Annotated in this window: 20 protein-coding genes; 4 read left to right on the top strand and 16 right to left on the bottom strand. The window is 63.4% G+C overall.

What is annotated here, in order from left to right:
* Positions 1-155: 155 nt before the first annotated feature.
* Complete coding sequence (locus tag GM668_RS14030) at positions 156-2411, top strand: arginine/lysine/ornithine decarboxylase (RefSeq protein ID WP_155439586.1); 2256 nt, start codon at positions 156-158, stop codon at positions 2409-2411.
* Positions 2412-2803: 392 nt separating this feature from the next.
* On the top strand, positions 2804-4216 hold the full coding sequence (locus GM668_RS14025; protein ID WP_229499303.1) for a sigma 54-interacting transcriptional regulator: 1413 nt from the start codon (positions 2804-2806) through the stop codon (positions 4214-4216).
* 6 nt (positions 4217-4222) lie between these two features.
* Here the strand turns inward: GM668_RS14025 and GM668_RS14020 are convergent, their stop codons facing one another.
* From GM668_RS14020 to GM668_RS13975, 10 genes are all read right to left on the bottom strand, one after another.
* A complete protein-coding gene (locus GM668_RS14020) occupies positions 4223-4951 on the bottom strand; it encodes an amidohydrolase family protein (protein WP_155439585.1) in 729 nt (242 codons plus the stop codon).
* A 15-nt stretch (positions 4952-4966) separates the two neighbouring features.
* Complete coding sequence (locus GM668_RS14015) at positions 4967-5632, bottom strand: hypothetical protein (RefSeq protein WP_155439584.1); 666 nt, start codon at positions 5630-5632, stop codon at positions 4967-4969.
* Positions 5633-5637: 5 nt separating this feature from the next.
* On the bottom strand, positions 5638-6153 hold the full coding sequence (locus tag GM668_RS14010) for a hypothetical protein (protein WP_155439583.1): 516 nt from the start codon (positions 6151-6153) through the stop codon (positions 5638-5640).
* The gene (locus tag GM668_RS14005; RefSeq protein WP_155439582.1) at positions 6116-7192 is read right to left on the bottom strand and encodes an aminotransferase class I/II-fold pyridoxal phosphate-dependent enzyme; all 1077 of its coding nucleotides are present in this window, start codon (positions 7190-7192) and stop codon (positions 6116-6118) included. The genes GM668_RS14010 and GM668_RS14005 overlap by 38 nt, the downstream gene beginning before the upstream one ends.
* A gap of 26 nt (positions 7193-7218) precedes the next feature.
* Positions 7219-9480 (bottom strand): 8-amino-7-oxononanoate synthase, encoded by a 2262-nt coding sequence (locus tag GM668_RS14000; protein ID WP_211923397.1) that lies wholly within the window; start codon positions 9478-9480, stop codon positions 7219-7221.
* A gap of 21 nt (positions 9481-9501) precedes the next feature.
* The gene (locus GM668_RS13995; RefSeq protein WP_155439581.1) at positions 9502-10797 is read right to left on the bottom strand and encodes a hypothetical protein; all 1296 of its coding nucleotides are present in this window, start codon (positions 10795-10797) and stop codon (positions 9502-9504) included.
* Positions 10798-10803: 6 nt separating this feature from the next.
* On the bottom strand, positions 10804-11589 hold the full coding sequence (locus GM668_RS13990; RefSeq protein WP_211923396.1) for a hypothetical protein: 786 nt from the start codon (positions 11587-11589) through the stop codon (positions 10804-10806).
* A 65-nt stretch (positions 11590-11654) separates the two neighbouring features.
* Positions 11655-12236 carry a hypothetical protein gene (locus GM668_RS13985; RefSeq protein ID WP_155439580.1) on the bottom strand — a complete coding sequence of 194 codons (582 nt, stop codon included), beginning with the start codon at positions 12234-12236 and terminating at the stop codon, positions 11655-11657.
* A 215-nt stretch (positions 12237-12451) separates the two neighbouring features.
* Positions 12452-13108 carry a hypothetical protein gene (locus tag GM668_RS13980; protein WP_155439579.1) on the bottom strand — a complete coding sequence of 219 codons (657 nt, stop codon included), beginning with the start codon at positions 13106-13108 and terminating at the stop codon, positions 12452-12454.
* 11 nt (positions 13109-13119) lie between these two features.
* Positions 13120-13749, bottom strand: coding sequence for a Spy/CpxP family protein refolding chaperone (locus tag GM668_RS13975; protein WP_155439578.1), 630 nt, complete (start codon positions 13747-13749; stop codon positions 13120-13122).
* Between the two features lie 174 nt (positions 13750-13923).
* Here GM668_RS13975 and GM668_RS13970 point away from each other — a divergent pair, with 174 nt between their 5' ends.
* A complete protein-coding gene (locus GM668_RS13970; protein ID WP_155439577.1) occupies positions 13924-14613 on the top strand; it encodes a response regulator transcription factor in 690 nt (229 codons plus the stop codon).
* A gap of 2 nt (positions 14614-14615) precedes the next feature.
* Positions 14616-16187 carry a sensor histidine kinase gene (locus tag GM668_RS13965; protein ID WP_170305638.1) on the top strand — a complete coding sequence of 524 codons (1572 nt, stop codon included), beginning with the start codon at positions 14616-14618 and terminating at the stop codon, positions 16185-16187.
* A 69-nt stretch (positions 16188-16256) separates the two neighbouring features.
* On the opposite strand, the gene dcd is transcribed toward GM668_RS13965, so the two are convergent.
* The 6 genes from dcd to GM668_RS13935 form a co-directional block, all read right to left on the bottom strand.
* Positions 16257-16823 (bottom strand): dCTP deaminase, encoded by a 567-nt coding sequence (dcd, locus tag GM668_RS13960; protein WP_154378584.1) that lies wholly within the window; start codon positions 16821-16823, stop codon positions 16257-16259.
* Positions 16824-16920: 97 nt separating this feature from the next.
* Positions 16921-17757 (bottom strand): alpha/beta fold hydrolase, encoded by an 837-nt coding sequence (locus GM668_RS13955; protein ID WP_155439576.1) that lies wholly within the window; start codon positions 17755-17757, stop codon positions 16921-16923.
* Between the two features lie 102 nt (positions 17758-17859).
* Positions 17860-20412: a DNA internalization-related competence protein ComEC/Rec2 gene (locus GM668_RS13950; RefSeq protein WP_211923395.1), complete on the bottom strand. Its 2553-nt coding sequence runs from the start codon at positions 20410-20412 to the stop codon at positions 17860-17862.
* A gap of 258 nt (positions 20413-20670) precedes the next feature.
* Complete coding sequence (locus tag GM668_RS13945; RefSeq protein ID WP_155439575.1) at positions 20671-21498, bottom strand: TatD family hydrolase; 828 nt, start codon at positions 21496-21498, stop codon at positions 20671-20673.
* A gap of 19 nt (positions 21499-21517) precedes the next feature.
* Positions 21518-22210 (bottom strand): lipoprotein-releasing ABC transporter ATP-binding protein LolD, encoded by a 693-nt coding sequence (lolD, locus tag GM668_RS13940; RefSeq protein WP_155439574.1) that lies wholly within the window; start codon positions 22208-22210, stop codon positions 21518-21520.
* Positions 22203-23468 (bottom strand): lipoprotein-releasing ABC transporter permease subunit, encoded by a 1266-nt coding sequence (locus GM668_RS13935; protein ID WP_155439573.1) that lies wholly within the window; start codon positions 23466-23468, stop codon positions 22203-22205. Before GM668_RS13935 ends, lolD begins: the two co-directional genes overlap by 8 nt.

The following is a 23468-nucleotide window of genomic DNA, read 5'->3' as shown; positions in this document are numbered from 1 at the left end:
AAAAGCTGTGAGTTTTCTGCGAGAATCGCGCTCTTAATTTTTGTACCATGACTCTGGTGCCTGATACCGCAGGTGTCAGGGATCACTGATTCAAGCCCAGCCCGCTCCGGAGTTGAACGATCCCGGGGCGGTTGTTCTTTTGGAGAAAGACATCCATGAAATTTCGTTTCCCTATCGTCATCATTGATGAAGATTTCCGTTCCGAGAACACGTCCGGACTGGGTATTCGCGCCCTGGCCGCCGCGATGGAGAAAGAAGGCATGGAAGTGCTGGGCGTAACCAGCTATGGCGACCTGTCCCAGTTCGCCCAGCAGCAATCGCGCGCCTCGGCCTTCGTGCTGTCCATCGACGACGAGGAATTCGGCGGCGGTTCCAAGGAAGAAACCGACGAGGCGCTGAAGTCGCTGCGCGCCTTCGTCGAAGAAATCCGCTACAAGAACGCGGACATCCCGATTTACCTGTACGGCGAAACCCGCACGTCGCGCCACATCCCGAATGACATCTTGCGCGAATTGCACGGCTTCATCCACATGTTTGAAGATACGCCGGAATTCGTCGCGCGCCACATCATCCGCGAAGCCAAGTCGTACCTGGATTCGCTGGCGCCGCCGTTCTTCCGCGCGCTGGTGCACTATGCCAACGATGGCTCGTACTCGTGGCACTGCCCGGGCCACTCGGGCGGCGTGGCTTTCCTGAAGTCGCCAATCGGCCAGATGTTCCACCAATTCTTCGGTGAAAACATGCTGCGCGCCGATGTCTGCAACGCGGTGGAAGAACTGGGCCAGCTGCTGGACCATACCGGCCCCGTGGCCGCATCCGAACGCAACGCGGCGCGCATTTACAACGCCGACCACGCTTACTTCGTGACCAACGGCACGTCGACGTCGAACAAGATGGTGTGGCACTCGACCGTGGCGCCCGGCGACATCGTTGTCGTGGACCGCAACTGCCACAAATCGATCCTGCACTCGATCATCATGTGCGGCGCGATCCCCGTGTTCCTGATGCCGACCCGCAACCACCTGGGCATCATCGGCCCGATTCCACTGGAAGAATTCACCATGGAATCGATCAAGCGCAAGATTGAAAACAACCCGTTCGCGCGCGACGCCGCCAACAAGAAGCCGCGCATTCTGACCATCACGCAATCGACGTACGACGGCGTCGTGTACAACGTGGAAACCCTGCGGGAAATGCTGGACGGTGAAATCGACACCTTGCACTTCGACGAAGCTTGGCTGCCGCACGCAACGTTCCACGATTTCTACAAGAACATGCACGCGATCGGCAAAGACCGTCCGCGCGCCAAGGAATCGCTGATCTTCTCGACCCAGTCGACCCATAAATTGCTGGCCGGCCTGTCGCAGGCATCGCAAGTGCTGGTGCGCGACTCCGAATCCGTGCAGCTGGACAAGGACGCCTTCAATGAAGCGTACCTGATGCACACGTCGACGTCGCCGCAGTATTCGATCATCGCATCGTGCGACGTGGCGGCGGCCATGATGGAAGCGCCAGGCGGCACTGCGCTGGTGGAAGAATCCATCCTGGAAGCGCTGGACTTCCGCCGCGCCATGAAAAAGATCGACGAGGAATGGGGCAAAGACTGGTGGTTCAAGGTCTGGGGCCCGGACACCTTCGCGGAAGAAGGCATCGGTTCGCAGGAAGACTGGATCTTCAAGGCGGAAAGCAAGGAATGGCACGGCTTTGGCGACCTGGCGCCGGGCTTCAACATGTTGGACCCGATCAAGGCCACCATCGTCAATCCGGGCCTGTCGCTGGACGGCCAGTTTGGCGAAACCGGTATCCCTGCGTCCATCGTGACCAAGTACCTGGCGGAACACGGCGTCATCGTGGAAAAATGCGGCCTGTATTCGTTCTTCATCATGTTCACCATCGGCATTACCAAAGGCCGCTGGAACACGCTGCTGACCGCGCTGCAGCAGTTCAAGGACGATTACGACAAGAACATGCCGATGTGGCGCATCTTGCCGGAATTCGCCGCCGCAAACCCGCGCTATGAATCGATGGGCTTGCGCGACCTGTGCCAGCAAATCCACGACTTCTACAAAGCGTATGACGTGGCGCGCCTGACCACCGAGATGTACCTGTCGGACATGGTGCCTGCGATGAAGCCATCGGAAGCGTTTGCGAAAATGGCGCACCGTGAAATCGAACGCGTGGCCATCGATGAACTGGAAGGCCGCATCACATCGATCCTGCTGACGCCATACCCGCCGGGCATCCCGCTGCTGATCCCGGGCGAACGCTTCAACAAGACCATCGTCGATTACCTGCGCTTTGCACGCGATTTCAACGAACGCTTCCCAGGCTTCGAGACGGACGTGCACGGCCTGGTCAAGCGCGAAGTCAATGGCAAGCGCGATTACTTCGTCGATTGCGTGAAGCAGTAATCACCACACCAGCGTGACACCCAAGGGCCGGCATATCGCCGGCCTTTTTATTGGAAAAAGAGTTGCAAATCCGTTTGGTGCCTGGCACCGATTTAAAAAGTGTTGCAAATCCGCTTGGTGCCTGGCACCGATTCAAATCCGTTTGGTGCCTGGCACCGACTCAAAGCGAACGACTCGATACTTCGGGGCCTGGCCCCAAAAGAACTATCGTTCGCATGATGCTCATAGCGCGGAAGTTGCGGCAGAGTTGCTTTTCGGGCTTGGCCGTCACCATGGCAAGGCGGCGGGCGTAGAATCGTAGTGATTCAATAATCTTTCCGCCATTACCATAAGCAGCCGGTATGCTTGCGTCCCCTCAACCACCCAGTCTGCTTCCTGCCTATTTTGATGGTATGGGTGCCGAAGACATACTGACCGCGTCCCTGCATCCGGCCGCACCGTTGCCGGATGGCGCTGCCGACGCACTGGTAGCCGGGCTGGGCCTGGCTGGGGTGAATTTACGGCACGCCCATGACAGCCCCGGCGCAATGGCGGTATTTCTGTTCAGCCAATGGGATCAGCAAGCGTCAGCTGTTTTCAGTACGCTGTCCGTGGATAACGGCGGACGCCAATCCGTATTGGCTGTCTGCTGTGGAATACTTCCCGCCAACGCAAGCTGGTCGCTGCTCGACGCCGGCGCCGCCGACATCCTGCTGTGGCCGTCCGCCCCCGCCGGCGCCGGCAACATTGCCGCCCAGTGCGCAGCGCGCCTGCAACGGTGGCGCGCCACAGAACTGTTGATGCAAACAGACACCGTGCGCTCCTGTCTGGTCGGCGACAGCCTCGCCTGGCGCGCGCTGGTGCGCAATGTCGTGGAAGTGGCGGCATGGACGCACTCGCCTGTGCTGATTACCGGTGAAACCGGCACCGGCAAGGAACAAATTGCCAAGCTGATCCATCAACTCAACGGTTGCGCGCTCCCCGCCAGCCACGCCCGCCATGGCGATACGCCGCTGGTACTGGTTGACTGCAGTACGCTGGCGCAGGAACTGGCCGGCAGCGAATTTTTTGGCCATGAAAAAGGCGCGTTCACCGGCGCCGACAGCGCACGCGACGGCGCCTTTGCGCAAGCCGACGGCGGTATCCTGTTCCTCGATGAAGTGGGTGAATTGCCGTTGCCGCTGCAGGCGCAATTGCTGCGCGTGATCCAGGAACAGCAATACAAGCGGCTGGGCAGCAACCATTGGCAACCGACCCGGTTCCGCCTCGTGTGCGCCACCAACCGCGACCTCGAAGCCTGCGTCGCAGCGGGAACCTTCCGCGCCGACCTGTATTACCGCATCGCGGGCTGGCGTTGCCGCCCGCCTCCGCTGCGCGAGCGCCAGGGCGATATCCTGCCGCTGGTGTCGCATTTCTTGCAGCAGCTGGACCCGGACCAGCAACACGAACTGGACCCTGCCGTACGCGAATACCTGCTGACACGGCATTACCCCGGCAATGTGCGCGACCTGCGCCAGACTGTCGCGCGCATCTGGCACCGCCATTGCGGCCCGGGTCCGCTGACTATCGGCGACGTGCCGCCTGACGAAAGGCTGCACGCCGGCGCCGCATGGCCGGACCAGTGTTTTACGGATGCAGTGCGCCACGCGCTGGATCTTGGCGTCTCCCTGCCCGCCATCAGCCAGGCAGCAGCCGATACCGCGATGCGCCTGGCGCTGGCAGCGCAACAGGGCAACAACCAGCGCGCCGCCGCCATGCTGGGCATCAGCGACCGCGCGCTGCAAATGCGGCGCAAGGGCAAGCAAGACGGCCCCGCTTACCACTAGCGCGGCTTACCCGATACCAGCCAGCCGCAGGAAATTGTGGCCCGTGATCAGCGCCTCGTCGGCCGCCGGCAGGCCCAGCAATCTGACCTTTTCCAATTCCAGCCCCGGGTGCAGCCAAGGCCCGTCACTGCCAAACAGCAGCTTGTGGGGCCCGGCGCGGCGCACCGCCTGCTCCAGCAAATCATAGCGGCGCACGCCGGACGTATCCGCATAAATATTCGGGTGCCGCACCAGGTGGTCGATCAGCGCCAGCTGTGCGGCCCAGTCATCGGCAAAGCTGCCCAGGTGCGGCAAGATGAAATTCACGTCCGGATATTGCGTGGCCAGTAATTCCGCCACCGATGTCTCTCCGGCCGGGTCATACAGCACCGGCAGCCGGTAGCGGCGCGCCGCATCGCATACTTCGCCGCTGATGCGGGCGTCATGGCGGTGCACCTTGATGCCGATAAACCCATACTGTTCGACCGCAGTGCGCACCATGGCGCCGATGCGTCCCCGGTCCCTGCGCGCATGCACGAACGCATAGCCATAAAAGCGCTGCGGGCTGGCCGCCACCATGCGCGCCACTTCGCGGTTGGCCACCGCATAATCGCTGTGGAAGGCCGGCAGCAGCGCTGTGCGGGCGATACCCGCCTGGCTGGCGCGGCGCAGGTAGCGCGCCAACGTCGCGTCGCTGTCCCAGGGGCCGGACAAGCCATCCCCGGGGCCGGCATGGCAATGGCAGTCGATGATCATGGCGGACCGCGCAGCTTACGGCAATTCCAGCATGGGGAAACGCTCGGCGCGCCGCTTGCGCCACGGGCCGCTGTAAGCTTCTTCGCCCATCACTTCCTGGTTCGGCGCCGGGTCGCCGCCGGTGGCGGCGCGCAACGCCGCTGCCGATAAATGCGGCGCATGGCTGCGTACCGCCTGCATCAGCGCGCAGCGTATGGCGCGCGGACTGCCATCGCTGTCGCCGGCCAGCTTGGCGGCGGTGCCCGCAATCCGCACCACCCGCCGCGCTGTTTCAAACTCGCGGTCTTCCTGCGCCAGTTCCCCCATTTCATTCATTTCCATTTCCAGCGCCTTGCTGATGGCGCCGCCCAGCGCGGAACCCAGCGCCGTTCCGACTCCGGGGATGGGAATGAATGACCCCAGCGCTCCGCCCACCATCGGCAGCGCGGCCTTGGCGATGCCCCGCAGCGCGCCGCCCAGCGGCTTGGCGACTTTCTTGATGCCTTGCCACGCCTTCTTGAAGACGTTGCCGAGGAATTGCTCCATTTCCGCCTCATTGGTGACAGACAACAGTTCCATGGCCAGTTCCATTTCTTCCTGTTCGTTGAACGGCGCCGCTATTTCAAAAGGAAACTCCATGACTTCAAACCCGCCTGCCGCCGTGTGGCGGCAAGACGCACATTGGCAATCATTGCTATACATGGCTGCTACCTCCATTCCCATTCGCCGGCGCCATCGCCGCCGAAGTCACTGTTATCTGCATCGTCCGCCGCATCGAGCGGCGCATCGCCGGCTGCCAGCCAGTCCGGCTCATACACGGCGACACCAGCCGGCCAAAAGCCGCCAGCCGGCGCAATCCAGCCATAGGGCCAGCGGCCGTGCCACGGGCCATGCCATGCCTGGGGCCAGGGGCGTGCACCGTGCCACTGATCAGGAGCACCAGAGCGCAGCGGCACGCCCTTGCCGGCGCCGCCTTTACCCCGCAGGCCGCCTGCCTTGCCTGCTGACGCGGCCCATCCGGACCGTGTTCCACCGCCCATCCCCGCACGCCCCGCCTTGCCGGCGCCGCTTACCGCGCCCCGCGCGGGGCGCCCCAGCCTGCCGCCGCCCATGGCGCCCCGCCCAATGCGCATGCCCCGCTCGCCCTGTTCGCTCTCGCCGGACAGCAGCTCCGCTTCCTGCCATTCAGCTGAAAACGGCAATATCTCGAATTCGGTTTCCATGCCCGCCCCCACATCGTGCAATCCCGTTTGCCAGCAAGGCCGCAACGCGCGTCACATCCGCTTCACGGTGATCGGCCCGCAGCAGCAATGCCAGCGCCAAGCCACTTTTCGTCCGCAGCAGCACGCCCTGCACCTGTTCCGCCAGTGCCGCCGCATCGCCGCTACTCATCGGCGGCAATGGCACCAGTTGCACGGGAAATCCGCCGCCGTGGCATGCCAGCCCCAGCGCAGCCAATGCCTGCCGCAATTGCCGGATACGCGCCAGCAACGTACGCCGCAGCGACGGCCCGTCACGGGCATTGACGCGCAGTGCGTGCCGGGCCGCCGCAATCACCGCCACGGACGGCGGGCTGGCATGCACGCGGCTTTCGCTGCGCTGCTCAAAGGCTGCAATGGCTGGCGCCGGCCCTGCCAGCACGGCCAGCGGTGCGCCAAAGCCTTTGGCCAGCGACGCGCCGGCCAGCACCCGCGCGCCCTGCAAACCATGCAGCCGCACCGACCCGCCGCCATCCTGCCCCAGCACGCCCAGCGCCTGGGTGTCATCGAGCACCAGCCAGCCGTCCAGCGGCATCACGATGTCCGCGTAAGCCCGCAGCGGTGGCGGCCACGGATCGCCCGGCGTGTAGCCATCCGCCAGCACGACGGGAGCGCAGCCCTGCCGGTGCGCCCGTTGCGCCAGCCAGCAAAGCTGCCGCAGGTCGCCATGCCGGAAGCGCCGTACCGGCATGCCTTGCGCAGCTGCCCACTCCACACCCCAGCGCGCGATCGGGTACGCCGCCACATCCACCAGCAGCGCCGGCCTTTGTACGAATACCCCTTGCGCCAGCAAGCCAAACACGTCGCGGTACAAGTGCAAGGTTGACGGCAGCAAGGTGGCGGCTTCGCAGCCCTGCAAGGCGGCCAGTTCCTGCGCCAGTGCGGCGGCGCCCGGCGGCTCCTGCAGCGCGGCGGGCTTGCCCAGGGTGAGCGACGCCCATGCCGCCCAGCCGTCACGGGCGCCATGGCGCATCCCCAGATACAGCGCGCTGCGAAAGTCCACACCTGCCTCCCCGCTGCCGCGCCCCATCACGCCCGCTGGTGCTGCTGCGTGAGCCGCTGCCGCAGCAGCACGGACGGCAATGTGGAGTCGGCCGCAGGATCGGCGCCATCGACCGACAAATCGACACCGGTCGCCGCCCGGTACGCATGGATATACCCTTGCGCCTGCGGACGCCAGAACCGCGCCCAGTTGAACGCTTGCGTCGATTCGTACACGTCGCTCCAGTTGCCGTAACGGATAGACAGCAGCAACTGTTCACCAAACAGCGCCAGCGACCGGAAATGCACGACGCTGGTATCGGTCCAGTTTTGCAGCTTTTTCATCGCATCGACCCGGTCCATCCACGGTTCGGGGTACGCCACCATCACGCGGGTCGGCAGGAATTCACGGAATTCAGGCCGTGCCAGCAGCCATTGCTGCATCAGCATTTCGATCCGCGCGGTCGACGGCAAATCGCCGAACTGGTTGTGCGCCCCCTGCGACAGGATCAGGTGCACTTCCTTCAATGCATTCAGCACAGGGAACGCATCCGCCTTGACAGTGGTGTCGTCGTCTTGCCGGTAGAAGGCCGTCAACAAACGCAGCAAGTGGTGGAACGCTTCCAGGAATTTCGACCGGCTGTCCGCAGGGCGGAACTGGCGTACGGCCCGGCCGTCGAGCCGGATGCCGTAATGGTGGTCGTACTCGTAATTGCGCCGCACGACCGAGAGCCGGTGCTGTTCATCCTGCGTATAGCCCCACAGCAGGTTGTTCAGGGGCCGCAGCATGTCGATTTCCGTATTGGACAGCGGATCGGGGCCGATGCCGGGCGCCCGCAAGTTCTGGAAGCGCTGCGTAATGGCATTCATGGTTTGCACCAGCATGCCCTCTTCCTGCCAGTACGACCAGATCAGCTCCAGCAGGCACGGATTGGCCAGCCGCTCCTGGATAATGCCGAAGCACAGGTCCGCATCGGCATCCTTGTGTCCCAGGTGGATCGGGATATCCGGCAGCTTGCGGCGGATGACCGCCAGGTACGGCAAGGTCAGCGTGGAGCCATCCACCACTTCCAGGTAATCACTGGCCAGCACTTGCGCCAGGTCCGCGCCGTTGGGAATGTCGCGCCGGTCCAGGTAGGCCGCATCTTCGGCAGGATTGAACGCCAGCGGCAAGCTGAGGATGCCGCAATTGACCATCACGAAAGCTTCCGTGGCGGCCTTCAGCACGCGGTACGAATCCGCGTCATTGAAGGGCAGCAGGCGCCGGCCTTTCAAGTTGTTGTACATGGCGCCCTTGGCGGCAAAACGCTGCCGCTCGAAGTCCGGCACGGCGACAGGGGCGTCGCAGAACAGCTGGTCGATGAACTTCAGGTAGTTGTTGAAGCCCAGCGCTTCCGTGCTGTTGCGGATCAGGGTCCACAGCGGCAAGTCTTCCGTCGGCTCCGTTTCCGAGCGGGACAGCGACACGCCCACATTGCCGGTAATCGGGCTGGGAGTACGCTGTTCCACTTCCACGTCCGCCGCCACTTTTAAGCCCGCCATGGCGCCGGGTGACAGCACGCCTGCCAGCTCTTCCGGCGTCAGCGATGCCCCCGCGCCACTGCGGGCCATCGGCATCCCGGCCGCCGACAGCGCATGCGGATGGCCGGGCGTAGTATCCTGTCCCACGACAATGGCAGCGGGCCTGCCGCGCCGCGCAAACAGCACTTGCGCCTCGAAGCGGTGCACGCCGCTGTGGCGCAGCGTTGAGACAAACGTATGCCGGTCATCGCTGCGCTGCAGCCATGGCGAGCGCGCCACGACCCGCACCAGTGATTCATCGAGGGCGGCATCACCATCGACGTGCACTTCCGCAAAGGCTTTGTCGCCGACAAACGCGCAATGCTCGCCAACCGGCTGGCAATTGTTTTCATAGGACAGCGTCACCGTGGGGTTGAACGCGAAGTCAAAGCAGATATTTTCCGTGCAGCCGTGCAGCACCGCCGCGCACTGGTAATACAGCGCATCGAGCCGCATCGGCACGATATTGTCATACGCGGCAATGTAGGCGCCAGGTTCGCGCTGGTCGAACAGCACCGCGCCATCCTGCCCGGTAAAACCAGTGGCCACCAGGTGCGCTTCATCGGGCACCCATTTTTTTACTTCGTCGACGTCGCACGCCAGCATGCGCTCTCCCTGCCGGTTGTGCGCTTCATACAGCTTGATGGCGGCATTGACGATGGGCGCGCCGGTCTGCGTGTCGTGCACCGTCACCTGGATCGCCCCGCGCATTTTCTTTGCCGTGGCGGCCGCATTCTTGATGTTTGCCATGTCACTCTCCTTGGTCAATTACTACGGAACCACGGCACAGACGGCAGAGCGCCGCCCCGTGTCCAGCGTACTGCGCAAAGCCCAGTGCGTGAGCAGCCGCGCCAGCAGCACGCTTTCTTCTTCCGGATCGAGGCGGCCGTCGGCCCGCGCCTGCCCGATGACGGCGAACGCCAGCGATGGCGGCGCGTCATACAGCCGCTGCGGCGCGCGCCGCCACAGCGAAAACAGCACGGCGAGACGGCGCGGCTGGCGCTGTTTCACGCCCAGCGCCTCGGCCAGCGGCGCACCCCGCAACGCGGCCGGACGGTGCCGCGCCAGCAGGCGTACCAGCGCAGGCATGCTGTCCTGCAGTTGCTGCATCAGCCGCCTCAGCGCGGGCGGCAGGCCGGTTTGCGGATAATACGATTCCCACAATTGCGCCAGCCGCTGCCACTGCGGGTGCGGATACAGCAACTGGCCCATGGCGCAACTGAGTTTCACTCTTATCCATGGCATTGGGTGCGGATCTTCCGTATCGAGCCGGAACACGAATACGCGCGGCAGGCTCACTACGCCCATCAACCCCAGGGTCGCCACCACGCCGACGCGCGCCAGCGACCAGAAGTCCGCGACAATTTCTGAAATCCACCGCTCCCACAAGCGCCACACGCGGGGCGGGCCGCTGGCGCCACGCTGCATACCCTGCAGTACGGGCCGCAGCGAATTCACCAGGTCTAGCAGCGCAGCACCCTGGTGTCCCACTTCATGCACCAGCGACGACGCGATGCCGCTGCCCACCATGCGCTCACGCGGCACGCGGATAATGGCAACGGGGTTGTCATCGCCGCCCGGCAAACGGGTGCGGGCACGGCGGATGGCCGCGCCAGGCCCCCGGTCCAGGTAGCAAATCACCGGCGGCGCGCGGTAGGGTTTGCCCGGCAGCCGCAAGGCGTCGTCCGACACCACATCGAGGCCGGACAGCCACACGCCGTTTTCATGTTCGCTGCGCTGCGTAATGACGTCATTGAACAAATCGAATTGCGCCAGCGCCGCATTGAATTTCAGCCGCAGCACGGTAAAGCGGCGCTGCGCTTCGGCCGCGCTGCTGTTGCGGCCCGACGGGCTGCGCAGCCATACCAGGTAGCCATCGACCAGCCGCCGCAGATCGCGCCGCCCCCGCGCCAGGTGCGCTTCAATGGCAGCCTGCGATGCCGGCGACAGCGCGGCGGCCGGCACCATGGGCTCAATCAGCGCGAAAGGCTGGACCCGGGCCAGGCGCGCCTGCAGCGAGCGCGCTTCCTGCGCCAGCATCCACACGGCATAAGGGCTGATGGCCATGATGCGTTACACCCCGTACAGCACAATATGGCGGCCCTGGCGCGCCCAGCGGCCGGATGCGCCGCCATTGGCCGCGCCGCCACCGGACATGGCGCCGGATGCACCATTGATGCCGCCCGACGCGGCGCCCTGCATGCCGCCCTGCATGCCGCCCTGCATGCCGCCCGCCCCCATGCCGCCGCGTCCCATCCCGCCACGGCCTTGCGTCGCGCACTGTCCGCCGCCCTTGGTCAGCAAGCCTGGTGCATGCTTGCGCGCCGCCGCCGTGGCGGCCTGCTGGGCAATGGAACGGGGATCGCCACCGCGCGCCTGCGCGGCGCCTTTGACCGTATCGGCTGCCAGCCGCACAAAAGTACGCGCGCCTTCAAATTCCCGGTCTTCACCGGACATCTCGCCTTCCGCTTCCAGTCCCAGCGCACTGCCTGCGGCAGAGGCCAGGCCGCTGCCGATCTTGGCGCCCAGTGGACCGCCGAAGTAGCCGCCGATGGCGCCGCCGGCCAGCGGCAGCGCTTTTTTCGCCACGCCTTTCAATACGCCGCCCACCGCCTGTCCGACAGGAGAACGGATCACATTACCCGCAAAATTCGCGGCTTTTTTCAGGAACCCGCCGAGGAATTGTTCCAGTTCCGCTTCGTTGGTCACGGACAGCAATTCATTGGCCAGTTCCATTTCATCGGCTTCGGACAGCAAGCCCGTTTCGCCGCTCCATTCGCCCTGGCCAAACTCGAACTGCTCGCCTTCGTAACCCATTTCCTGGCCAAATTCCAGGGTCGTGCGATCGATGTCATGCATGATAGTCTCCGGTGAAGGTACTACGACAAACGCCGGAACGGACACGCCGCCCGGACCCACTTCGATTAACTGGGGACGACTGCCTCTCCCGCATGGTGCAGCAGGCCCGGCGCATGGTGCCTTGCCGCCTGCGCCAGCGCGGCCTGAAATCCTGCCCCTTTAGCATGGTGCAGCAGGCCCGGTGCATGGTGCCTTGCCGCCTGCGCCAGCGCAGCCTGAACACGCCGCTGAGCATCTTGCGCATTGCCGCCGGCATCGAGTTCCTGCGCGGCTTCGCGCATGAACCGGGCCAGATGGCGCGCATATTCGAATTGCTTGTCTTCGGGACTCAAGCCTTCCAGCTCCAGCCCGAATAAATTGGTGGCCTTACGTTTGATGTCGTCACTGCCAGCCGGCCACACTTGGCGCACCAGCTGGGCCAGCGTATGGCTGAGCAGGCGGCCCGGCGGCGTCTGCAGCACGGCGCGCCCGGCCGCATGGCTTTGCGCCACCAGGCGATTGCTGAAGGCGGGAAGTTGCCCGGTGGCGGCGGCTTCCAGCAGCGCAGCGCTGTCAGCCAGTTCCGTATCGGTTTCCCTGCCGCTGGGCGTATACACACTCCACGCGGGATCGGGCCGGTAGCTCAGCAATCGGTTGTTGGCATTCATGGCGGCATTCCCTTGTGTGGCGCAGATGCAGGACATACTGCAAGCGCCGTGCCATGGCCAGACTGGGGAGAAAAAAGGCGGCGCGGCGAACCTTGCTTCGGGTTGGCCGCGATTGACGGAAAAGATTGCGAAGAGAGCTTCGCCGCAAAGCTTACGCGGCGGCGGCCGGTATTAAGGCCGCCACATAGCCATGGAAATCCATGTGGTGTGTTTCCTTATACCGACGTGTTAATGAGGTTGCCGCTGCTGCCTGCCGATGGCAATTTGTCGGCCAGCGTTTGCAGGAAGCTGTTCAGCTTGCTACTGGGATCGGACGCGTCCGTGCCCAGCGCTTGCAGCAAGTTGCTGAATGCGTTTTGCAAGGCGCTGGACGCGCTGCTTTCCGTGGACGTGCTGCCAGCGCTGTCCGCACTGCTGGAACTGTCCGTGGAACTGCTGCCCAGTTTGGCAATCAGGCTTTGCAAATCCGCAGACAGACGGCCGGGACCGCCACCGGGGCCACCGGAGCCGCCCTGACCACCGCCCGGTGGCCCATACGATTGCCCATCCGGCGGCGGCCCGCCCGCCTGCGCTGACGCCCCCTGTTCATGCAGCGCCCCCATCAATTCATGCAAGAAACTCCCCAGCGCCTGTGCCGCATTGCCCCGGGTATCGGTGCTGCCCGTGGCAGAGCCACCGTCCGCCGCACCGGTAGCAGTCACACCGATGGATTGCAGCGCATCTGCTATTGCGCCGACGAGGCCGCCCCCGTCGGGTGGCGGCGGCGGACGATGGGCAGCGCCAGCGTTGCCAGCGCCGGAATTGTTCTGGGCTTGCGATACCCACGCAGCCTGGCTGGCTGCACTGGAAGACGTGACGGAACTGATGGTCATGGCGCCTCCGGTCAGGAACGTGGACCGCGCTGCGGCATCGCAGCCAGGCGCTGCTCGACTTGCTTGCGCTGCTCGGCAGTCAAGACCGCCAGCAGTTTTTGCCCGGTGCGCACGCGCTGCATTTCAAGGTTCGACATCGCCTGTGCGGCCGCCTGCGCCAGCGATGCGGCTTTCGCATCGTCATACTGGGCGCTGGCCGCCAGCGCATGCAGCGCTTCGCGTGCTTTGTGCAGCGCCTTGTCTTGCTCGCGGATATACGGCGCCTGGCTGTGCAGGATGGCGAACACCTTGTCTTGCTGGGCCTCCGTTAAATTCAAGCCATGCAGGAATGGCGGCGGGCCGAACGGTTCAGGGCCGCCTGCATGGCCTTGCGGGCCAGGGCCGCCTGGCATCTTTTCTCCGCCGTGCGGACCGCGGCCCGGCATGCCTGGGCCGCCAGGCATGCCGGGACCAAAGCGGCCGGGGCCCATACGGCCTTCCATTGGCGGCGGCGGGACATCCGCGCCGCCAGCCAGCGCGCCGCCATAAGCGCCCGGCGCTTGCATGGCGGGCACATCGTCCGCAATGGCCATGCCGACCGGCACGGCCAGCACGGCGGCCAACGCGATTTTTGTCACGAATGATTTGTCTTTGGTTTTCATGGCTGCTCCTCGGTGGTTGATCAGTGCAGCCATTGTGTGTCCGGAGCATGTAAAGCGCGGTTAGCGCAACGTAAAACCATGTAAAGATGGCACGTGTAAAAGCGGGTAAATGCACACATTCGCTCCATGCTTGTAAGCTATGATGCATCACCAACATTCGACACACGCTGCATAATGAGCAAGGTTTTATTGATCGACGATGACGCTGAACTGACTGGCATGTTCCAGGAGTACCTGGAGCAGGAAGGATTTGAAGTTAAAACCGCGCACGATGGCGAAACCGGGGCGGCCGCCGCGCTATCGGGGCTCTATGCGATTGCCGTGCTCGATGTGATGATGCCACGCATGAACGGCCTGGAAACACTGCGCCGCATCCGCGCCCACAGCAATATTCCCGTTTTGATGCTGACCGCGCGCGGCGACGATACGGACCGTATCGTGGGACTGGAGTTGGGCGCCGATGATTACGTAGCCAAGCCATGCACGCCGCGCGAATTGACGGCCCGCATTCGCGCCATCTTGCGCCGCACGCTGGCCACGCCTTCCGATACGGCCCATCATGCGCCGCTGGTCGTGGGCCAGTTAACCATGTGGCCTGAACAGCGGCGCGCCACGTGGGCCGGCAACAATCTTGAACTGACCAGCACGGAATTCAACTTGCTGGAAGTACTGGCGCGTAACGCGGGCAAGCCTGTCAGCAAGAACATGCTGTCGGAACAAGGACTGGGCCGTCCGATGGCGCGCTTCGACCGCAATATCGATGTTCACCTTAGCAGCTTGCGCCACAAGCTGGGTACGATAGCCGATGGCCGTTCCTGCCTGCAAACCGTGTACCGGCTTGGGTATCAATTGATCAAGGATTGACTGTGGGCCGTCTGTTCTGGAAATTCTTTTTCTCCATCTTGCTGGCGCAGGTGGCGGCCACCGTCGCAATTGGCGGCGCCGTCTGGCTGAAAAACCGCGATGCGAATCCACCACGCCGCTACGATATCGACACGGGGCCGCGCGCGGAAGACGCGATTGCGTCAGCCGCTGCCACGCTGGAATTCGGCGGCGTCCACGCCATGCAAAGTTTGCTGGAAAATATGGACCGGCACCGCGTACATGCGGTCGATGAATCAGGCCACGAATTGCTGGGCCGGATCGTCAAGCCCAATGCCGTATTGGAAGCGCGCGAAGTGTTGAAACAGGGGGAACGCCAGCGCGTGGTGCGCGAAGTCAAGGCGACCGATGGGCACCGGTATTTACTGTTCCTGCCCCAGCGCGAACCGCCAGGGCCGATGGGTCCCGGCTCGCCCCCACTGTTTTCCGGCGCGGGGTTGGCAGGCATTACGGCGGCGGCTTCCGCATCCTTTGGCCAACCCGCCATGCCGCTCGATGGTGCGCAGCGGCACGGCCCCGGCGCACCTGGTGGCTATGGCGGCTATGGCGGACCTGGCAGGCATGGCGGGCCGGAAAACTTCGGTGGCGGCGGAGCGCCTGGGGGACCGGGCAATTTTGGCGGCCCCGGTGGTCCGCCACCGCCGCGCTTCCAGCCACTGACGCCATTTATTCCCATTGCCGCCGCCGTGGTAGCCAGCCTGCTGTTTGCCGCCCTGCTGGCCTGGTATTTTTCGCGCCCGATCCGCTCGCTGCGCCAGGCATTCGAAGCCGCATCGCAAGGCGACCTGGCGCCCCGCTTTGGCGGCACAGCCGGCCAGCGTGGCGACGAACTGACGGATTTGGGCCGCGATTTCGACCGGATGACAGCGCGTTTGCGCAGCCTGATCGATGGCCAGACGCGTTTGCTGCACGATGTGTCGCACGAATTGCGCTCGCCGCTGGCCCGTCTGCAAGCGGCCATCGGCTTGGCGCACCAGCAGCCGGACAAAGCCCATGCGACCTTGGAGCGCATCGAGCGCGAAAGCGTGCGCATGGATAAACTGGTGGGCGAGTTGCTGACGCTGGCGCGGCTGGAATCCGGTTCCGTGACGACGCCCAAAGAACCCGTCAACATGGCGGAACTGGTCGATGAAATTGTCGCGGACGCGGAATATGAAGCGGCGCCCACTGGACGCGCCATCGAATTGCACGGCGATGCCGACGCCGCCGTCATCGGCCAGGCTGACTTGCTGGCGCGCGCCATTGAAAACATCGTTCGCAATGCCATCAAACACAGTCCGCCGGGCGGCACGGTGCGGGTGGAACTGGATGCGGAAGAAGCGAAACACCGGCTGCACATCCGCGTGCTGGACCGCGGGCCCGGCGTCGCGGAACAAGACTTGCAAGCGATCTTCCAGCCCTTCTTCCGCAGTACGGAGACGCCGTCAGACGTGGAGGGCCATGGCCTGGGCCTGGCCATTGCGCAGCAGGTCGTGCAGGCACACGGCGGCACACTGGCCGCGACGAACCGCGATGGCGGCGGCCTGTGCGTGCAAATCACGCTGCCCATCGCCTGACGCACCCAAGAAAAAAGCGGCGCGCCTGCATCAGCAAGCCGCGCCGCCTTCCTGTCTTTGCTAAGGCCGTTACGCTTTAGGCAAGGTCACGCCATGCTGGCCCTGGTATTTGCCGTTGCGGTCCTTGTAAGACGTTTCGCAGATTTCATCGCTCTCGAAGAACAGCACTTGCGCGCAGCCTTCTCCCGCGTAGATCTTCGCCGGCAGCGGCGTCGTGTTGGAAAATTCCAGGGTCACGTAGCCTTCCCATTCCGGCTCGAATGGCGTCACATTGACGATGATGCCGCAACGCGCATACGTGGATTTACCCAGGCACACGGTCAACACATTGCGCGGAATGCGGAAGTATTCAATGGTGCGGGCCAGTGCGAACGAATTCGGCGGGATGATGCACACGTCGCTCTTGATGTCGACAAACGAATTCGAATCGAAGTTTTTCGGGTCGACAATGGTGCTGTTGATGTTGGTGAACACCTTGAATTCATCAGCGCAGCGGATGTCGTAACCGTAAGACGACGTGCCATACGAAATCACTTTACGGCCATCCTGGGCGCGGACCTGGCCCGGTTCGAAGGGCTCGATCATGCCATGCTGCTCCGCCATGCGGCGTATCCATTTATCGCTCTTAATCGTCATCGCAAAACCATTTATTCAAGATTGCAGGCAGGCGCCAGGGCCCGAACACCCGGGATTTTACAAGAAACAATAGTATTCAAGGATAAATTTGCACATCCTAGGCCCGGCGCCGGCGATGATAAGCGTCGCGGGTATCCTGTGTAGCCAGCAACTCCGTGATCAATTCATGCACGGTTTGCGCCGTCAATTCAGGCGATTCCATCGGGAATAAATGCCCGCCCGGCAGCATGCGGATATGCTTGCCCACGAGCCGGTGCGTCGCGTCCAAACCCGCCATGCGGTTTTCTTCGGATTCCGTGCCACCGATAAAACCAGCCGGCACTTGCAGCCCGCCGCGCACCAGTTTGCCGACGTGGTGCGGCAAGCTGCGGTACACGGCTGTTTCATTTTCCCGCGTAAAGCGCAATTGCACGCCGTTCGGGTGCGGTTTCAGCCCCGCATCGATATAGTCGCGCAGCACGCCTGGCGCCCATGCGGCAAACAAATCCTTGGATGCGAAATGCTGGTACGCTGCCTCCGCATCCGGCCACACGTTGCGGCGGCGCGCAGAAAAGCGCGCCGGTGAAAACTTGTCGGCGATCGGCGTCTTGCGCATCATGCGCAAGACCAGCGCGCGCCAGCCCGCCACCACGGGCGAATCCAGCATCACCACGCAGCGCACCAAGTCCGGCCGCTTGGCGGCCGTCATCACACTGAGCATGCCGCCCAGCGAATGGCCCAGCAAAATCACCGGTTCCGTGTAGCGCTTTTCCAGCTCATCAGTCAATTCCCGCACCAGATGCGGCCACCCCGTACGGACAGGGTAAGCGGGGTTGTGCGCATGCATGTCAAGCGCACCAATACTGTAATGCTCGCTTAATAATTCAAACAGCTTGCGGTACGTCCCGGCCGGATAGCTGTTCGCGTGGGCAAAGTGGATTTGTGGTTTTTTCATGGTCTCTCCCTCATCGAAGCCATTGTAAAGAGGTTGCGCCATTAATAAATGGAACGCTTGTTCTAATCTGGTGCTGGCAGCCTGACAATTTCCGCGCAAGGTTCAGCGTCCATACCAGTAGCGCGCGTGGGCACTGCGATACGTTTCCACTGCAACGCTGTCGCCAATGTCAAGGCGGATGGCGCCCAGTTCGTCCGTGCGCAAGGAACGGATACCTAGCGCTTGATAGCGTGCCCAGACTTGCGGCTGCGGATGATGAAAACGGTTGCGGTAGCCCACCTGGAATAGCGCCACCGATGGATTCACTGCCTGCAAGAACGCTGCGGTCGACGATGTGCCGCTGCCGTGGTGCGGCGCCAGTAATACGTCGGCCTGTACCCGTTGCGCTATCCCCGCCAGTAATTGCGTTTCCTGCGGCGCTTCGATGTCGCCCGCAAGCAAGATGGATTTGCGGGCGGTACTGATCTTTAACACGCAGCTGCGGGCGTTGGGTTTCAATGCCGGGACGCTGTAGCTGTCGGCAGACGGATGCAATATTTCAAATACCACGCCATCCCAGCGCCACGTTTGCCCGGCCACGCACGGCACATGCCGGCGCGCCGCCTGTACCAGCGGATGGCGCCCGTGCAGTGATGACGCCAGCCAATCCACGCTGCTGCCTTGCAGGACCGCCAGCGCACCGCCGGCATGGTCGATGTCGCTGTGGCTGACAATGACGCCGTCCACATGGTGGATGCCGCGCGCCTTCAGGTACGGCAAGATGACGCGGTTGCCGCCATTCGTATCCAGGGAATATGCGGGCCCGGTATCGTACAGTAGCCGGTGCCCGGCGGTTTCCACCAGCAGCGCCATACCCTGCCCCACATCGAAGGCAGTGACGCGGAATTTGCCAGGCTCTGGATGGTCCGGCTTCGCCAGCAACAAGGGCAGCCACGTCACGAGGCCCAGCCAGCGGACCGGCCAGCCGCACGGCGCCAGCAGCCATGCCGTCCCCGCCAGCGCCCACGCAAATGCCCAGGCGGGAGGCACAGGCGCAGTCCACACCGCATGCGGCCACGCGCTGAGCCATTGCAGCGCCTGCGCCAGCAGCCAGACTGCGCCATGCGCCAGTTGCAGCAATGGCGTCCCAAGTACGGCAGGAAGCAGGCTGCCGGCCAGCGCCAGCGGCGTCACAAACAGGCTGACCACTGGAATGGCGATGGCATTGGCAACCGGGCTGACCAGTGAGAATTGGGCAAACAGCAGCATCGTCAGCGGCACCAGCCCGACTGTTACCGCATATTGCACGTGGGCCGCCGCTTTCAGGCTCGCCACCATGCTGGCGCGCGATTGCGGAGTCAGCCCGAACCGCGCGGGGAAAACGGATTGCGAATTATCCGCAGCATCTACGCTGATGGTGGCGTTCGCGCTGCCATCCGCCTTGGCAGCCGGCTTGCCGTTTTCGTCACATTTGTTCGTTAATTGCATATTTTCTTTAGCCGGCGCCACGGCCGCATGTCCGCTGCCTGCACGGCCAGCCGTCGCGTACAGGATCGCCGCAACCGCGCCAAATGACAGCCAGTATCCCGGCCACATCACAGCCCAGGGATCCAGCAGCACCGTGACACATGCCGCGAAGCACAGCACGTGGGTGATGCCGGCAATGCGGCCGCACCACAGCGCTACCGCGACTGCTGCCAGCATGTACAGGGTGCGCTGCGCTGGCACGCCTAAGCCTGCCAGCAGCACGTAGACAAACGCTGTCAGCAAACCTGCCAAAGCAGCCACCTTTTGCGCCGGCATCAGCAGCGGCAATTGCAGCCGTGTGAAGAATGACCTGCGCCACAACGCGGCAGCGCCCCAAGCGGCCAGTCCAGCCAGCATCGTGATATGCAGGCCGGAAATACTGACCAGGTGCGAGATACCGGTGCGGTTGAACACGTCCCAGTCGGACTGGCTGATGGCGCGCTGGTCGCCGATGACCAGCGCCACGATGACGCCGGCATATTCGCGGTCCGGCAAGGCTTGCATGATCCGGTCGCGCAGTGCGCCCCTGCCCCGCTCCACCACATTGCCAATTCCCGGTACGAATTCCGCCAGCTTTTCATTGAGCCCCTGCTGCCGGATGTAGCCGGTGGCGCGTATGCCCTGTTCCAGCAACCACAGCTCGTAGTCAAATCCATATGGATTCGCATTGCCATGCGGACGCTGCAGGCGGACCGTCAATTGCCAGCGCTGGCCGGGGCGGACGTCGGGAACGCTGGTAGTGCCGGCACGGCTGCCGGCAAACCACGACAGAGCAATGCGGGGAGGAATGCTGGCGCCAGGATTTTCCACGCTCTCGACAGTGAAATTGAACCGTACGCCTTGAAGGGAATGGCTGGGCAGGCTGGAGACGATGCCGATAATGGTGACATCCCGGCCTTCGTCTGCTTTTGCCAGTTCGTCAGACAGGGTATGTGAAGCCAGCAGTGCTGACCAGAGAAATCCGGTCGCAACGCCGCACGCGAAACCGGCGCAATGCCGAAGCCAAAATTGCCCGGCCGTGAATTTTAAAAATAGCAGCGAGAGAACCAGCGCGCATACCAGTGCCGCTGCAGGATGCGACGGCAACGTCGCTTGCGTTTGCAGCCACAAGGCGCCCGCCACTATCCCAGCCATCGCGCTTCGGGCCATGCCATGCTCCCCCAGGAAAAAACCAGTATCGGGGCGCGTTCCAAAAGCGGAATTGACGCGACGCAGAGGTGTAGCAGAGGTCCTGTTGGGTTGGCAAGGCTTCCCAAATCTCATCCAGGTACTTGCTGTCGTTGCGTCAGCGTATCTGATGCATTCGTTGTACGAATACAGCAACGAATGGGCGGCCCCCTCCCGAGAAGCTGCAATCAGTGACGCAGGAAAATCATTGACGGCGTACCTCCGGGACGTGGCGGGGCGTTACTTGTTGCAGGACGCGCCCGATGCTGCGCCTGGCAATCCCGCCATGCGCGGCAAGATGGCGCAAGCATTGGCCGTCGTCACCTCCCGCACGTCATCGACAGGGATACCCCGCAACTGCGCCAGCACTGCGCCGATACGGGGCACTTGGTCCGGCGTATTGACGCCCGGATGCACCCACGCCGGAGCAATATCCGGCGCATCCGTTTCCATGACGATGGCGGACAGCGGCAATTCGGTCGCCAGGCGGCGGATCTGCAAGGCGCGGGTAAACGTCAGGTTGCCGCCGAAGCCGAGTTTGAATCCCGCGTCGATGTAGCCCTGCGCCTGCTGGAAACTGCCATTGAACGCATGGGCAATACCGCCGTTCGGCGTAATCTGCCGCACATGTTTCAATACCTGGTCTTGCGACTTGCGCACATGCGTCAGCACCGGCAAGCCAAAGTCGCGCGCTATGCGTAACTGCTCCCGGAAGAACAGGATTTGCTTGTCCCGCATGGCCGCTTCATTCAGCAGCGGGATAAAGAAATCCAGGCCGATTTCACCGATGCCGATGAAGCGGGGATCGGCCATTGCCGCTTCCACCTTGGCGCGCAGCACGGCCAAATCATCTTCCGCCGCATTCGGCACGCAAATCGGGTGGATGCCCAGCGCATAGCACGTGTTATCGCGCTGCGCCGCCAGTTGCGCCACCGTGTCCAGGTTGCCCCGGTCGATGGCGGGAATCACAATCATGCCGACGCCCTGGCTGCGCGCGTCATCGGCGACGTCCAGCGCACGCGCACCGAATTCGTGGGCGTCCAAATGGCAATGGGTGTCGATCCACATGGCTAGACTCCTTGATTCCTTAACGCTCCTGCTGCAATCCCTGGTCCGTCAGCCGCAACACGCGGTCGCAGCGGCGCGCCAGTTCCGCATCGTGCGTGACAATGACAAAGGCCGTGCCCAGGTTGCGCGACAGTTCCAGCATCAAGTCAAACACTTGTTCTGCCGTATTGTGATCGAGGTTGCCGGTCGGTTCATCGGCCAGCACACAGGCAGGCTGCGTCACCAGCGCCCGCGCCAGCGCCACGCGCTGCCGTTCGCCGCCGGACAATTCCCCCGGCACGTGCGTCACGCGCTTGGCGAGATTGACCCGCGCGAGAATTTGCTGCGCCTGTTCATGCGCGGCAGCGCGCTTCATGCGGCGGATCATCAGCGGCATGGCCACGTTGTCGAGCGCGGAAAATTCCGGCAGCAAATGGTGGAACTGGTAGACAAAGCCCAGCGACGCATTGCGCAAGTCGCCGCGCGCAGCTTCGCCCAGGCTGGCGAAATCCTTGCCCAGCAGGGACACCATGCCCGCAGTGGGCGTATCGAGCCCGCCCAGCAAATGCAGCAGCGTGGACTTGCCGGAGCCGGATGCGCCGACAATGGCGACCCGTTCGCCGCGCCGCACATCGAGGTCGATGCCGCGCAACACCGGCACGGAATACGCGCCCTGCGTAAATGTTTTACCTAAGCCGCGGCACGACAGTACCGCAGTGCCATTGTCATTCATAGCGCAATGCCTCCGCAGGTTTTACACGGGCCGCCCACCAGCTGGGGTAGATCGTGGCGGCAAAGGCCAGGATCACGGACACAATGCCGATCCGGATCACGTCCGGCCAGCGCATGTCCGACGGAACAGTGCTGATGTAATAAATATCTCTCGACAGGAACTGGATACCCAGCACCCGTTCGATGAATGGCACGATGACGTCGATGTTTTGCGCCACCAGCACGCCGCCGGCCACGCCTGCCGCCGCGCCCATCACGCCGGCTATGCCGCCCTGGATCACGAAGATTTTCATGATCGACGCGGGCGAAGCGCCCAGCGTACGCAAGATGGCGATGTCGGCCTGCTTATCGGTCACCGTCATCACCAGCGTGGACACCAGGTTGAACGCCGCCACCGCGACGATCAGCGCCAGCACAATGAACATCATGCGTTTTTCCGTCTGCACGGCGGCAAACCAGTTCGCGTTCAATTTCGACCAGTCGCGCACTTCCAGTTGTCCACCCATCAATTTCTTCAATTCCTCCGCCACTTGCGGCGCACGGTGCATATCGGCCAGCTTCAAACGCAGGCCCGCCGGGCTGGACAACCGCAGCATGCGCTGCGCATCCTCTATATGGATGAACGCCATGCCCGCATCGAATTCCTGGTGCCCGGCCTGGAATACGCCCGCCACGGTAAAGGCGCGCATGCGGGGCACGACGCCGGCCGGCGTCACGGTGCCCTGCGCCAGCATCATGGTCACCTTGTCGCCGACACCCACTTGCAGCGCACGCGCCAGGTCGATACCCAGCACGATACGGAATTCGCCCGGCTGCAGCGCATCGAAACTGCCATAGCGGATACGGCCCGCCACGTCGGACACCTGCGGCTCTTCCGATGGCAGCACGCCGCGCACCACGGCCGGACGCAGCGCTTCCGCCCCGTGCTGCAGCATGGCCTGGGTTTCCACGAATGGCGCGGCGCCCCGCACTTCCGGGTGCCTGAATGCCTGCTGCGCGGCGGCGCGCCAGTCCGGCAGGCCGCCTTCCGGCTCAAACACTTCCACGTGCGCCAGCACGGACAGCATGCGGTCCGTGACTTCCTTCTGGAAGCCGTTCATCACGGACAGCACGATGATCAGCGCCGCTACACCCAGCGCAATGCCGGCCAGCGAAATAAACGAGATAAATGAAATAAAGCCATTGCGGCCGGTGCGCCGCCCGGCGCGCGTATAGCGCAAGCCGATCAGCCATTCATAAGGGAGATTTTTCAAGATCAT

The organism is Pseudoduganella ginsengisoli (genome assembly GCF_009720865.1).
GTDB classification, from domain to species: domain Bacteria; phylum Pseudomonadota; class Gammaproteobacteria; order Burkholderiales; family Burkholderiaceae_D; genus Rugamonas; species Rugamonas ginsengisoli.
The sequence above is the reverse complement of the archived record's forward strand: the minus strand, read 5'-3'. Positions and strand labels throughout refer to the sequence as shown.